This is a genomic window from Paenibacillus sp. P46E, from assembly GCF_001909095.1.
Classification (GTDB): domain Bacteria; phylum Bacillota; class Bacilli; order Paenibacillales; family Paenibacillaceae; genus Paenibacillus_AQ; species Paenibacillus_AQ helianthi.
The window spans coordinates 26278-40438 of record NZ_LVYZ01000032.1 but is presented as its reverse complement, the minus strand read 5'-3'; the positions used below and the strand labels follow the sequence as shown (position 1 = coordinate 40438).

The window sequence follows — 14161 nt, the reverse complement described above, 5'->3', positions numbered from 1 at the left end:
TTACGGGTAACGATGTATCATAGCGGCCGCTTCTTGTCGCAGCATCGGCTGCTTTGAACGATAATCGAACGCCCCGTCCGCATCGGGGGTGACCTCCGGGCCATAGTAGCCGCTCGCCACAATATGTTGAACTCCGTCAAGCGCCCAAGCGTCGGTTTGCCCTTTTAATTGGACTTCAGCAGACGGCATGATGCCGAGTCCAAGCTGTAACAACCGGGAAAGAATAACGGCTGCCTCCTCCCGAGTAATGGAGCGATTCGGCTCGAAGGTTCCCTTTGATATGCCGGTGACGACGCCGCCCTCGAGAGCGGTTTGAATCTCCGCCGCATACGGGCTGTTCATGGTATCCTTGAACATAATCGGCTCCTCGGACAACTTGATGCCGAAGGTCGGAATGAGCCACCCAATGAACTGGGCTCTTGTAATCGACTGCTCCGGATTGAAGTTCAGCGGATCTTCCCGCTCCAGCAATCCCTGCTGCCGCAAATATCGGATATCCTTTGCATAAGGCGAATCTAGCGGCACATCTGCATACAGCTTCACGTCCGGCAGCCGCTCCGACCAACTGTCAGCTTTGTTGTACTCGAAATAGGCGATGCGACCCTTATCGTCTTTCTTGAACGCGGCTAGTCGGCCTGTGTCGTCTATGAATAATAGATCCTTGAGTTGCTTCAGTTCATGCACGCCGTATGCGTCGGTCACGAGCAATCCGCCATTGGTCGCTTCAACCTCGTAATGCCATGCCGGCAGGCGTAGATCGCTGTAGGTACCCTCCAAGTATTGGAGCTCGCTCTTAAGCGTGTTCATATAAGAAGGTGGAGACGTAATAGGTTTGGGGAAGTAATGATCCATGAAGCTTTGAAACAGCAAGCTTCTCATCTTGCGGGCGTCCTTTGCGCTGTTGAGCGCGATAAACAATCCCGTCTTCTGCTTCGGAAGCAGCCACTGCTGAGACTGGAAGCCGGATCCCGCTCCGCTCTTGTCGATAACGAATTGTCCGTTATTGAAGCTTGGGAAGCTCGACTCGAAACCATAGCCGACGCCCGGGATATCTGGATGAATCGACACACTGTACTGCTCCATCGCCTGCATGGTCTTCTCTTGCAGAACCGCCTGGTTATCTAGCTTGCCTCCGTTTAACTCAGCGAGCATAAACCGCGCCATATCCCCGCTAGTCGACATCAAGCCCCCGTCCGGGGAGTTGTACGGATACGTCGTATACTGCGCGATCGGCTCGCCGGAAGCGTCATACGGCGTAGCCAGCTTGGCGGCCAATTCCGACGTATACACGAACCGGCTATTATCCATACCGAGCGGTTTAAAAATATGCTTCTCGATATAATCCTCGAATTTCTGTCCGGAGACGCATTCAACGAGATACCCAAGCAAATTGTAGCCGTAATTGTCATAACGGAACGCCTCTCCCGGCTTGCGGATTACGGTCGGCATGTGGTCCGCCACGAAGGTATCCAGCCTGTAGACCGGACCGTCCGGGTCGCCCTCATCCTCCGGTATGTCGGTAAAGTCAAAGCCGCTCGTGTGCGTCATCAGATCTCTAGCGGTCAGCGGCGAGCCGGTTCGATTGGCGATCTTCATGCCCTTTAGGTAGCCGTTCACATTGAGATCCAGATCCAGCTTCCCCTGCTCGGCCAACTGCATGACCGCCATCGCAGTGAACGTCTTGGAGATCGATGCCAGTCGGAATAACGTATGGCTCTGGTCTATCGGTTTCTTGGTCTCCACGTTCGCATAGCCATAGCCTTTGTTCAGCAGCACCTTGCCGTCATTCACTATGACAACCGATGCTCCCGCCAGCGCAGCCTTCACTTCCGGACGCGCGAAGAAGCTATCCATAAAAGCAGCGACCTCTTGAGGGTCGGACGGCCCTAGCGCGGCTGTGGATACGGAAGCCCCAACCGATTGGGCTGAAGCGACGTTTGGTTTTACGACATACAGGACTGGGGTGAACAGGCCTAGCGAAAAAATCAATGCGGACGTAAGCAGCGTTCTTGGGACGTTCATGATCTTGAAAGTCATTTGCGGTCTCCTTTGTGATCGGCTTGATCTAACTTCCTAGTTATAAGTCAAGCATACCGAATGACCGTAATCCGCGAATCCGTATAGAAGGGCCAAATTGCGACGTATACCCGCCATCTTTTTTGCGGGATCGCGCAATATGCCGCTTAAATATCCCCGTATATGACAGATGTAAAAATTCCCGTTGTATTCTACCTGAGAACCGAAAACGCCCAGCAAGATCTAAACCAGCAATCGCTGAAATAAAAGGCAAACAACAAGGAGGAACCAGCATGAATAGCATGCACAAATACATGAGCAAAATTTATTCATCGACGCCCTTGCGGACATGATTTGCCAATACAAGGAGTTTGCTTGCTATGAAGCGCTGGAAAACATTCACGACATCAAGGTTTATTTTGCAGATCTATTCTTAGAACTATAAGTGAGCAAAAGCGGATACAAAAAATTACAGATACTTCCACTATAAAGTAGAGTTTCCGCCCGTTTTCTCGCTTATTCGCAGGATTTCAACTTCAACGGTTTGACAAAGCAGTTGAGGCGCAAGGCGTATGCGTCCGAAGCGTATGCGGGAATAGAGCTTGGGATCGTTCGCGTTCCAAAACTGTGAGATGATGGATATGACCGCACAGTGGGTCTCCACATTTGCCCTTGGGGATTACCCTCCCATGTCACGCTGGGTAGTTGCCCTCACATTCCTTCGTTCTGCCTCTCAAGGGGTGGATGCCGATTCTTGCTCCTTTACAGGGTCGTTGATCGAATCGATTACAGCAGAAACTTCCGGAAACTGAAATCCACTTATAAGTATAGGCTCCAAGAGCGAATAGTCCTTTTTCTCTAATTCGTACAGCATATTTATCACCTCATTAGCACTCTACCACACGAACAAATGCATATTCTATGCCAGGGTCGGTTAAACCACATATTCCGCCCTACATATGATAAGGTTCACCGCGTTGTCTGTAACGGCAAAATTCAGGGCCATCCTTTATGGGATGGCCCTGAATTTGATCTCGCTTTGAAATCTACATATTTCGTTTCTCATACTCAAAGGGTTCTTCACACGAATAAATCTCATGGAAAAAACCGAAATACGGGATATCGTCTTCCAGGCATTTTATATTATAGGACAGCTCCTCATCACACTCCGGCTCTTCGCCGTTGTTTCGCATGACCTCGAATGCATCTATAATACCCTCCATGAGGTTTGCTTGAATAAGCACGGGCAAACTATTCACCAATGAATGATCAAGCCTGGTTTCGGATCTGTACCCCGCGAGGACTCTTTCAAAATAATCCTCCATAAATTTTTTGCGTTTACCGGTGTCTGGTTCAGATTGTATCCAGCCCATTCCGTTACCCCAGATACTGGCCAAGTCAAACATATACCAACCGAAACAAGAATTATCAAAATCATAAACGGTGATTTGCCCGGTATCAAAATCAATAAAATAATTCCCATCGTTATAATCAAAATGAATCATACCGAACGACTCATGGTTCCTGTCCAACCCTTCCAAGGTTTTAAGGAGCCCTAACAACTTCTCCTTAAGCAAAGATAACGAGTTGGGAATCAGTTTATCGATATATTCGGCATTGTATTTATCAAAAAAACTGTACCGGGGATGGACTGGAGCATACCCTTTTGACAATTCGTGCAGCTTCCCCAGAACTTTACCGCAGTTATAATAGTATTCAGAAAGAGGAACGCCTTCCCGATACCGATAATGGTTTTCCACAAGCATTTTTCCTTTAGCCTTTTCAAACAGGCAGACAAAAAAGGTGTGATGATTATGAGTTATCTCTTCCAGCAGATTCCCCTTCTGAGAACTGACTACATTCGAGACACTGCCGCCTTGCTCGAATAAATAGCTTACATACTCAAGTTCCCCTAGAAAATCTTCCCGGCTTCTGTCATTTATAAAGGAGATTCTGAGTATTTTTGCATCAGTGCCTTCCTTCACACAGGTATAAATGACATTACGCCCTCTCTTATGTTCCTTAACCGGCTTCATTTCGTAGCCTTCCAATCCGTACAACTCTGATACAAATGGAAGTAAATATGCATCACTGATTTCAACAACCTCGTTATAATTTATAATATCTCCTCCAGTAAAAAAACTCTTTAACATATTTTACCTGCCACGCCATGCGAATTCTAGGTAAACTTTCAGTATAATTAAATTGACCTAGAGCCAAGCTTCTTTTCGTGCTCCCGATTACTTCATCTGCCCTTTGATGATTTTCACCATGCTCCTACCCGTTGCTATAATGGCTTCTTCAGCCGGACGCGGGGTCCAGCCAAGTAATTGTTTGTCATTCGGCTTTTTCATAAATAAAAGGAGTGTGTATCGGTCCGCTTGTGCCGAAAGGCCGGCTTGCCCTTTGACCAATTGATGAACGGCTGCTCTATGACATAATATGATATCGTGGCCGCCGCATACGAGATTGCGACGACGGATATACTGATGCCGAGCCATCGCCACACATCCCTAATCCCGGAATAGTGATAATCCTGGATGCCGTACTTTTCGATTAACGTAATGAACAAATAGTGCCAAATATACAGACCGAACGAAATTTTTGCGGTAAACCTGAAAAAGCGGTTATCTAGCAAACGTCCGACGATCACGCTGAACGGTGCCGACAGCAGCACGACTCCGAACAAAATGGCATAAGCCGGGAAGTAGTATGGCTGCTGCTGGAGGCTGAAGTCAAATTCGCCCTGGTGGCGCATACGCCAGATCAGCAAACCGGCAAGCCCCAGAGCGGCTGCTCCAATTGCATCGAACACCCCGAGCTTGCGGAGCCGTTCCACTACAGTGCCACGCTGCATGATCGCGGTCGTTACGCCTGCGGCCAGGATGCCGATCGAGAAGTGGCCGAAGAATCCGACGGGATTGTAATTCGGCATCCAGAATTTCGCACCGCCAATTAGACCATAATCCCAGCCCCGGTCCTGCTCGCCTGGCGTAAACCACTGATGGATGAGAGCGTTTACGGCAAGCACCAATCCAAACGCGATGACCCAGAATAAGATCGCTTTTCCAAACGAACGCCGCTTGCCGAGCACAAATAATACCGCCATTAACAAAGGCATAAGCACGTAGCAAAACACCTCGAAGCTGATCGACCAGAGTGGCCCATTCAATTCGGACGGGAAAAACGTTGTGTAGTGGAAACCCGTCGTAAACGTGACCCCCGTTAGGATTCGCCGCCACATGAACTCCGTAGGAATGTCCAGCCTCCACACAAGCAACAGACAAACCAGGAATGATACATAGAAGCCGGGCATAATTCTTGCAGCACGGCGCAATGCATACGTCCGGATACTAGGATACGGCTCATTCTCTAGGTAAGCGCTCCAAAAGGGGAATGACAGCAAAAAACCGCTTAACAAGAAAAACAAGCTAACCCCGCTGTTCCCTAGCAAGAAAACTGACTGTACATCCTGAAGCCAAGGCTTTTGTGCGGGCATCATCAGCCGTTGTGACAAATGATGCAGGATGACGGACAGGCAAGCGATCGCACGAATGCCATCCGCTCCTGTTAATCGGGTACTGCCTAACCGAATCTTTGACATCAGTTCAATTTCCCCTTCTCGCAAATGATTCCCAAACGGATGGTCGCCCCCGAAGCCAGAACACCACAACCACGGGCCCGCTACTCCCATTTCCAATAGCGCCGTACATCGATTTCAGGTACTCCTATCTTTCAATAAATCACAGGAAAATCCTTCAACAATTGTATTATTCAGTACAAAAAATTGTTTTATATATCGAACCAGTATGTATTGACTCGATATATAACACCGTGATATATTTTGATCGCGGTATACAAATCCCCCCCAAACTACAAGGAGGTCCAATTTTGAACAGTCAGGATGTTATTTTAGGCACGCTCATGAAAGAAGCGTTGACTGGATACCAAATAAAACAGTTATTAGAAAATGTATTCTCAAATTTCTATAGTTCTAGTTATGGAACGATCTATCCCACACTTGCCCGGATGGAAAAGGAGGGGTTGATCACTAAGGAAAATGTGCTCCAGGATGGTAAGCCTAACAAGAATCTTATATATATAACGCCTAAAGGCAGAGAACGTTTTAAAGCCTATTTACTGGCCCCGCTGGTAGCAGACAGCATCAGGAAATCTGATTTTATGATGAGGCTATATTTTGGTGAATTCGTCGGGTATGACAAGGTGATTATTTGGTTGAAGCAAGTCCAAGAGGAATCACACACAAAATTAGATCAATTATTAGAGCAATATTCGCTTCATAAAGATGAAATGCATCCAGCGCAGATCATCTGCATTCAAATTGGGATAGAAGAATATAAGGCTAAACTTACGACCATTGCCGAGGGATTGGTAAGCCTGGAGAAGTTAGTGCAAGAGTAGAACTGAATGTAGTGAATCCAAAACTTTTAGGAGAAATTTTTATGAAAACAATTTTTATCACGGGTGCTTCATCGGGCATTGGGAGAGCTACAGTGAAACATTTTGCCGAAAGAGGATGGAACGTTGTAGCCACGATGCGCTCACCTGAACAAGAAACTGAGTTCAATTCACTAGATAATGTGTTAGTGCTAAGGCTTGATGTCGAGAAAAAAGATACGATTCAATCTGCGTTAGCGGAAGCGACTCAGCGGTTTGGTAAAATTGATGTTCTTCTCAATAATGCCGGATATGGAACAATGGGTCTTATTGAAGCAGCTACGGATGAGCAGATTAGAAGACAGTTTGGAGTGAATGTTTTTGGTCTTATCAGTATGACTACAGCCATGCTACCACATTTTAGATCGAATCAAGAAGGCTTGCTGATCAATGTCTCTTCTATGGGAGGGAAAGTGACCTTTCCCACGATGTCTCTGTATCATTCATCCAAATTTGCAGTGGAGGGTTTTTCTGAGTCCGTATCTTATGAATTAGCATCACAAAACATCAAAGTAAAGTTGATTGAACCAGGTGCTATTAATACGGACTTTGGTGGACGATCAATGGAGTTCTTTTTTGACGATGCTTTAACAGACTATCTGCCATTTACTACTGCGTTTCGGGGTAAACTGGCTGAGATGGAAAAACACCCGGCATACGCTTCGCCTCCAGAAATCGTTGCCGAAACCATATACCAAGCGGCCACAGACGGTACAAGTCAATTCCGATATGTAGTTGGAGAAGATGCAAAGATGCTGATTCATATGAAAGAAAATACGGATGAAACAGAGTATTTAACTAATATCGCTCAGCATTTTTCTTGAAAAGGGAGCATTTGAAATGATCGTTCTGCAATAAATTACGCGACCTCAGGCAAGATGCAGCAGATCGCCCAAAACCCCGAAGTCGCCGTTTGTATCATCGTCGAAAACTTTACAGTCGATGGTATCGGTGCCTGATAAAGGGCCTGTGGAATGACGCCCATAAAGGGATCAGAAATGAGATTAATTTTGTCAATAAGGCGGTAAATAAGGGTCTATGTAGTTTCTATATTTGGCAGAATAGGTTGCTGCCGGAGACATTTAATAACAGACAATATTAGCCCAAAGGGAGTGTCCGCACACTCCCTTTTTTTGCCGTTACTTGTGATACGGTTCGGTGCCGACACACTCGAAAAGTCAGCCTTTTTATTGATTTACCTTATTGAATTAACCGGCACGATATAATACTCCCCAAATTGCATCTCGTCAAGAGATAATGTGCGAACGAGCGAAATAGCGAGGGATCCCCCCTTATGCTTTCTAAATAGAAATGAATTTACGAATATGCAGGGCGATACCTCTTTTTCCAATTCATCCGATGTCACGTAAAATATTCTCCAGAACGATGAGGAATAAAGAAAGGAGATCTGCATGAACAGCGTGGACAAAATCAGATTTTTACTCTTTTACGGCGAAGTGCCCAAGGCAACTTGCTACGGGTATATGGAACTGAATCAGGATGGCAATATGATCGCGCTCTACAACAGTTACGGCGAGGAAATCGACCTGTTTGGCGGACATGAAATTGTCAGGGTACGGGCGCTTGGCAAATTCGATGATGAAGACCGCGATAATTTTTACTCCTTGTTGGAAAGTGATGGTGTAGGATAACCCGCACAACAGACAGGTGAAGATTCGGTGTTAAGACACTTCGTGGAACGCAATGAATATTCTCTGGAGGTAGAAGATGAACAGACGGGTTCAAGAAGCAAAAGGAATGAAGAGGGGGGCGATGTTAGCCGCCCTGCTCATCGGTGCATTTATTGCGTTCCTTAACGAAAATTTACTTACCAATACATTTCCTGGATTAATGCGTGAGTTCAACGTTGCCGCTTCAACCATACAATGGTTATCTACCGGTTATATGCTGATGATCGGCATACTGGTGCCGGTGACCGCATTGCTACAGCAATGGTTCACGACTCGCCGGATGTTTATGTCCGCGATGGTGTTATTTTTAGCAGGTACCTGCTTGTGTGCAGTATCCCCTGGATTCGAAGTCTTGCTGATAGGCAGGGTGGTTCAAGCTTGCGGGACAGGATTATTGATTCCGTTGATGATGAATACGATTCTTGCCCTCTATCCTCCAGAACGCAGGGGGGCTGCCATGGGTCTCATGGGGCTTGTTATCATGGTCGCCCCTGTCATCGGGCCGGCTTTGTCGGGGTTGGTTATAGACACCTTAAACTGGCGATGGCTGTTCTACATGGTGATTCCTCTCGTATTGATTTCGATTATTTATGCATTCATTTACGTAAAGAATGTTACAGAAATAACCAAGCCAAAGGTCGATCTTTTATCCATTTTGTTGTCAACCGCCGGGTTTGGTTGTATCACCTACGGTTTCAGCCAGACGGGTGTCCGGGCTGGTTCTGGGAGCTACAGTTTGATTGCTATAGGCGGCCTCTTCCTGCTCTTGCTTATTTGGCGGTAGCTCAAGATTAAAGAGCCTTTGATTGATCTTTCCGTATTCCGGTATTCCGCCTTTTCTTTGGTAGCGGTATTAATCGTAGTGCTGATGATGGTTTTATTCGCCACCACGACTTTGCTGCCGATCTATATGCAGGATGTGATGCAGTTGACAGCATTCGCGACAGGTTTACTTCTGATGCCAGGCTGCATTTTAAACGCAATGATGATGCCTGTGACGGGAAAATTATTCGATAAATTCGGGCCGAGATTCGTCATAATGCCTGGACTGTTCATGATCGCCCTATCGCTGTGGCTGTTTGCCGGTATCGACAGCGATACAACCCGGGGCTCCGTTCTGTTCAATCATATTCTCTTATTCTTAGGTATATCGTTTGTCGTCATGCCGGCTCAGACGGCAGGAATGAATCAATTTCCGCGTCACCTGGTCCCCCATGGCACAGCCATCTACAATACACTTCAACAGATTACTGGGGGAATTGGCATCGCTTTATTCGTCGGTATCATGTCATCCAGAGCCAATCGTTATCTTCACCATTCGCTCGATCCCGCTGCGTTTCAAGAAAAAACACAAAGTATCGTTGCCGGTTTGCAAACGGTTTTGGGGATTGAATTTATTCTCGCAATACTTGCTTTGGTACCGGGTTGGTTTATAAATGGCCGTCTTTCTGCCGATTCTGCTCATAAGAAAGAACCCACAAACCTGTTGCCTTAGGGTCTCGAAATACTTATTTGGCCTTCATTTCTGGTGCGGTTCTCCCTAACATCTATAGTACGAAATCGAAGCGCATCTGCTCAAGTACCTTATTGGCCCTGTAGGGCTTTGCCTCATAATAATTCTTTTAGTACATTTTTCGCCACACGTATTTTCTCATCATTGGCATCACGAAGTTTATATAAATTCAACAAAGAAACATTCTCCTCACATTCTACCTCTAAACCGTTTAATCGCATCCTCGGTCACCGGCTCGAAGAGGTTAATAAGGTTGCCGTCGGGATCGCGGAACAGCATAGAACGGTTCCCCCACGGCATCGTGGTCGGTTCCTTGACCCAATTATCGACAAATGGCTTCAAGCGTACATATTCGGCCTCGACATCGTCGACACGGAACTCAATAATGACAGTGCGATTATTAGCCCCCACTACGGAACCGGCGCCGAATAACTGCGCCGTTTGGGAGTGGCCGATGGCAAGGGTGCATGATGGCACAACGAGCTCGGCAAATACAGGCGCGGGTCGCTCCGCCGAGACCCCCATAACGTGCTCATAGAACTCGACGAGACGATCCACGTCGTCCGTAATGATGCGTACAGAAGCGAAGTTCACCAGATATCATCCTTCCTAATTATTAATTATCTATCTTTCTTACATTTACATGTCCAATTATAAAAAAACGCTACTGACAACGTTATGTCAGTAGCGTTTTAGAATTTCCAGGGCTTCCTCACGAATCGAATGGTTCGGGTTCCAACACTATGGCGGATCTTATCGGGATTTTCAACTGAATCCTGAAACGCTTGTCTAACCTCCGCAATAGTCCTGCCTTGGAATGAGATTACATCCCTAATGTGCAGCACTTCAGACCATGAACGAGCGGATGTGCGCGATCATGGCGTCCAATCCCGCTTCGAGCGGGCTCGTCTCCCTGCGGACCTGTGTAAGAAGAAGTCCGCCCTGAAGGGCGGTCAACCGAGAAACTAGCGTTCTCACGTCTAAGTGACCTGATGTTAAAATGGCACGGGCTTAGCGGTAACAAGATCATGACACCAAACATTGTCGGCTCCATTCATATCATTTCGCAAGAGCACACATTCTCTGGCTCGAAAGAAGCGCCTGTCGCTTTTATTGAATGGAAAACGCCAGCGACAGCATTTAATACCCGAGAAATTCAACAGGGGTATTTCATGGAAGCGACCGACATCATTCATGAAATGTCAGGTGGAAATTTACCAAAAGAGCAAATCTGGATCAACGTTATTCATGCAGTCGATGGAGCCTGGGGCATTGGTGGTCAAGCATTGACTAACGAACAATTAGGCGGAGCGCTTTCGCAAGGTTAGGGAATCATTTCATTAAGGACCTTCCCCATGAAGTAGTTTTGGTACGTTTCGCATTCGGTTTTTAGGGGCCTTAACAAAAATGAATACGTTTAAATGCACTGTTAAAAACAGGTTGCATGTTGTCTCATCTGTTGTTTTGAACAAGCATACTGTTAAAGAGCCAGCGAAAGTTCCATCTGAAATACTGGGGCAGATGCCAATCCTCATAGCCTTTTAATACCCCTTGTTCCAGCCAGTAAGACTCTGACTTCCCGCTTTTTACAGCTCCAGAAACATAAGTGATCGTATTCTCCAAAAAGCGTATGACATCCGTGATTCGATCTGAATTAGATACATCTCCATGTCCCGGAATGACAGTATCGACCTTGAGGTCTTTTTGAATTCGTTTAAGGATGCGTATCCAAGCGTATGGATTACCGTATGGTATGACCGGGATGGTCTTAGTCGATATTAAATCACCCGCAATCAAAGTTTGCTCCTCTGGAACGTACACAACAGCATCACTTAAAGAATGACCGCCTCCGTATGATAAAACTTCGATTGTTCGCTTTGTTCCTTGAATAACGAGTTTATCCTCAAAAGTTATCGTGGGTATCACCCTGCAAAGGGAAGGGATGGCATCATAAAGGGCTCGCTGTACGGAAAGATCATAGTCGATTTCAGTCAGCATGTGGGGATCTTTTTGTGTTGAATGTACCTGATTTAGGCTAGTTATTATCTTTTGAATGTTTTGCTGCATGAGATCAATATTCACTTCACCCATATCAGAAAGCAAATCTCTTGTCCAAACGGTAGATATAAATTCGCTTTTCATAAATTCCTGATTGCCGTTGACATGATCTCCATGAAAATGTGTATTCACAACATATTTAACCGGTTTGTTTGTTAATTGTTCAGCAGTATGGCGTAACAAAGCACCAGAATGCGGCAGGTTGGTTGTATCCACTACAACGGTTAAATCCCCAAGATCAATAATTGCTGCATTCCCCAGAGAACCGCTGCCTGGAACCGAAATAACCCCCCATATACCTTCCGATGCTTGTTGAATGGTGAAATATTCGTTTTTCATTGTTGCACCCCTTTATCAATTAGTAGAGTTAACTTACAAGTTAGAGTCAACTGGAAGTCAAGAGATTCTTCAGGGTGAGGTTAGGGGGAATTGTAAACATTCGCTTTGAGTTGACTGAAAGCTGTATAATATTTTTCAACATCAGCATTAAAAAGGAGGGGAAGAAATCGGATGCTTACAATCAGTCAAGTGTCAGAAAAAACGGGATTAACTCCTTATACGATCCGTTATTATGAAAAAATCGGGGTACTACATGAACCCAAGCGTAGTAATGGAGGGGCACGTGTCTATAAAGAAAGCGAGGTTTCCTACATTCAATGTCTAAATAAACTAAAAAAATTAGGCTTATCGCTTGAGGAGATTACGGAATTTACTCGTGAGGGCTGTGTAATGGACAAAATTCAACAAGGGGAGAATCCTTCTAATTATAATCCCACCTTAAAAAAGCGGATTGAGATCCTTGAGAAGCATCTGATGGAACTGGAATCCAGACGACAAGAAATTGACTACATGATTTCTCTCGCCGAAGAGAAACTTACCTTATATCAAGAACTTATGAAAGAAGACATAGTAAATACCTAGAAAATCGCAGCGTAATCCTACGTGAACACTGCAGGGTGTCTGATGTGGAAAATCAGACACCCTGTGCCAGTTCATTGAAAGCAGGCCCCTCTGCGAAGAGTATGTAATCTGAATGATTTCCATACTCCAGTGCGGAAATTCCCCTGACTCACCTCAAGAGGCAGAACTTGCACCCACAGTATTATCTCCTAGCCTGGATCATATAGAAATATGTTATCATATGTCTCCTACAAAGCAGTGCCTTGACCCAAATTTCGCCACACTTATGATACGGTTCTCTGTTCCTCACCAACTGGTAAACCACTTTTCGTAAAAAAATCGTCTTCCAGGAACCAGAAGACGATTTTTTTGAGGGTTGTTCTATCGCGATCCATGTGCACTTCTTTTATTAATGCCTTAGTGGTTATTACTTGATTCATCTTTGAAATAAAAGTGTTCGTGATGAATAACGTCCATTCCAACTAACTTCCCGTGTTTTTTATGGTAATACGAAAAGTCTTTGTTAATTGGCATCTTAAGCAATTGATAATTATTGTCCCTCGGCATGATTTCAAGTTGATTAATAGCTAATTCGCGTGTTGTATATAGTCCAACTGGAAAGAAGTTAGGGAATGGTTTTGAACTATCCGCTACAAACACTCCCCAGACAAAGGTTGTATTCTCCAACATACCAACCACCTTACTCTTCAAGTCTTCTTCTAGTATAAATATTGAATTCTCTAATGTCCGTTCTTTCAAATGATGTGCTAAAAACCAATGCTGGCATAAGTTATCCAGCGCACTTGTCTTACCACCAAGGACTAAAGGTACAAGTCCATTTTGATCATCTGCTTCTGGAAATAGGCTTTTCATAAAGAATTCTCCTGCCGAAAAATATTGCGGACGATTGAAGGGATCTCCTGTTTGAGTCAACCTGGTAATTCTCCTCGCCCTAAAACTGCGGATTTCATTCCTCAGATGACAGTATGCAATGACGTACCAGTTATTATTCCAATAAATTATGCCATAGGGATCAACAATTCTACGCTTGTGCTGCGCTTCATGGCTTGTATGGTAATCCATCTCTACAGATATTTTGTTTACTATACTTTGCTCCAATTCCTTCATTAGTGGCTCCACAGGTGATCTTCCAATTGGGCTTAGTACTTCGAGCCCTTCTAAATGTTGATTGATCACTTTGTCCTGCTCTTGATTTGAATACATTTTCAGCTTTGAAGTTGCACTATCTAGTGCCTCCCCCCAAAAATACCCGGCTCCTTTTGCAAAAAAAGCAGCATGAAGTAATGCCGTTTTCTCATCAACCTCAAAAAGAAGAGGGCTTTCAGAAAAATCATTCAACAGCGTATATCCCCCGTTATGACCTGTTTCAGATATAACGGTAAACCGTCCGAATATTGATCTCTAGCTTTTCAGATATTTGTTTTGCAGTAATTTTCCTGCCTGATTTAAACATCCATAGAATCGCCATCATATTATCAATTTTAGACATCAACCTTCACCTCAT

General features: G+C 45.2%; 10 protein-coding genes and 2 pseudogenes. 6 read left to right on the top strand and 6 right to left on the bottom strand.

The features are described 5' to 3' along the window. The 3 genes from A3849_RS09220 to A3849_RS09210 all read right to left on the bottom strand — a co-directional run bounded on the left by A3849_RS09220 (position 1) and on the right by A3849_RS09210 (position 5620). Positions 1–2037, bottom strand: a complete 2037-nt coding sequence (locus tag A3849_RS09220) for a serine hydrolase domain-containing protein (RefSeq protein ID WP_074111127.1) — start codon at positions 2035–2037, stop codon at positions 1–3. 1025 nt (positions 2038–3062) lie between these two features. Continuing rightward, a complete protein-coding gene (locus tag A3849_RS09215; RefSeq protein WP_178382647.1) occupies positions 3063–4169 on the bottom strand; it encodes a phosphotransferase enzyme family protein in 1107 nt (368 codons plus the stop codon). A 197-nt stretch (positions 4170–4366) separates the two neighbouring features. After that, positions 4367–5620, bottom strand: a complete 1254-nt coding sequence (locus A3849_RS09210; protein WP_074111198.1) for an acyltransferase family protein — start codon at positions 5618–5620, stop codon at positions 4367–4369. Positions 5621–5907: 287 nt separating this feature from the next. Here A3849_RS09210 and A3849_RS09205 point away from each other — a divergent pair, with 287 nt between their 5' ends. The 4 genes and pseudogenes from A3849_RS09205 (at position 5908) to A3849_RS09190 (ending at position 9660) form a co-directional block, all read left to right on the top strand. Beyond that, positions 5908–6438, top strand: coding sequence for a PadR family transcriptional regulator (locus tag A3849_RS09205; protein WP_074088251.1), 531 nt, complete (start codon positions 5908–5910; stop codon positions 6436–6438). Between the two features lie 41 nt (positions 6439–6479). Continuing rightward, positions 6480–7298 carry an SDR family oxidoreductase gene (locus tag A3849_RS09200; RefSeq protein ID WP_074111126.1) on the top strand — a complete coding sequence of 273 codons (819 nt, stop codon included), beginning with the start codon at positions 6480–6482 and terminating at the stop codon, positions 7296–7298. A 588-nt stretch (positions 7299–7886) separates the two neighbouring features. Continuing rightward, positions 7887–8126, top strand: a complete 240-nt coding sequence (locus A3849_RS09195) for a hypothetical protein (RefSeq protein WP_074111125.1) — start codon at positions 7887–7889, stop codon at positions 8124–8126. Between the two features lie 76 nt (positions 8127–8202). Further along, positions 8203–9660, top strand: a pseudogene (locus tag A3849_RS09190) (MDR family MFS transporter). 207 nt (positions 9661–9867) lie between these two features. Here A3849_RS09190 and A3849_RS09185 read toward each other — a convergent pair. Next, positions 9868–10272: a VOC family protein gene (locus A3849_RS09185; protein WP_074111124.1), complete on the bottom strand. Its 405-nt coding sequence runs from the start codon at positions 10270–10272 to the stop codon at positions 9868–9870. Positions 10273–10706: 434 nt separating this feature from the next. On the opposite strand from A3849_RS09185, the gene A3849_RS09180 reads away from it, so the two are divergent. Beyond that, positions 10707–11006 (top strand): hypothetical protein, encoded by a 300-nt coding sequence (locus A3849_RS09180; protein WP_218619220.1) that lies wholly within the window; start codon positions 10707–10709, stop codon positions 11004–11006. Between the two features lie 124 nt (positions 11007–11130). Here the strand turns inward: A3849_RS09180 and A3849_RS09175 are convergent, their stop codons facing one another. Next, positions 11131–12075 (bottom strand): MBL fold metallo-hydrolase, encoded by a 945-nt coding sequence (locus A3849_RS09175; RefSeq protein WP_074111122.1) that lies wholly within the window; start codon positions 12073–12075, stop codon positions 11131–11133. Positions 12076–12246: 171 nt separating this feature from the next. On the opposite strand from A3849_RS09175, the gene A3849_RS09170 reads away from it, so the two are divergent. Continuing rightward, the gene (locus A3849_RS09170; protein ID WP_074111121.1) at positions 12247–12657 is read left to right on the top strand and encodes a MerR family transcriptional regulator; all 411 of its coding nucleotides are present in this window, start codon (positions 12247–12249) and stop codon (positions 12655–12657) included. 693 nt (positions 12658–13350) lie between these two features. Here A3849_RS09170 and A3849_RS09165 read toward each other — a convergent pair. Next, positions 13351–14146 (bottom strand): annotated as a pseudogene (locus A3849_RS09165) (helix-turn-helix transcriptional regulator); the annotation flags it as partial. Positions 14147–14161 lie beyond the last annotated feature (15 nt).